The organism is Achromobacter sp. SIMBA_011, assembly GCF_046535435.1.
GTDB classification, from domain to species: domain Bacteria; phylum Pseudomonadota; class Gammaproteobacteria; order Burkholderiales; family Burkholderiaceae_B; genus Achromobacter; species Achromobacter dolens.
The window spans coordinates 1-259 of record NZ_JAWRWN010000738.1 but is presented as its reverse complement, the minus strand read 5'-3'; the positions used below and the strand labels follow the sequence as shown (position 1 = coordinate 259).

Here is a 259-nt window from a genome sequence, read left to right as displayed (position 1 = left end):
ACCGGCGTCGTGAATTCGATCCGGCCGCGATACATCGTGAACAGCCAGTTGAACACCTTCACGCCGGTCGGGATCGCGATGATCATCGTCATGATCCCGAAGAACGCGTTCACGTTCGCACCGGAACCCATCGTGAAGAAGTGATGCAGCCACACGAAGAACGACAGCACCATGATCGCGCACGACGCGTAGACCATCGTCTTGTAGCCGAACAGCGGCTTCTTCGAGAACGTCGCGATGACTTCCGAGAAGATGCCGA

1 protein-coding gene is annotated in these 259 nt (G+C 57.1%); it reads right to left on the bottom strand.

From position 1 onward, the window contains the following. Positions 1 to 259, bottom strand: a 259-nt coding sequence (locus SB816_RS32930; protein ID WP_410548371.1) for a cbb3-type cytochrome c oxidase subunit I, incomplete at both ends; no start/stop codon positions are given.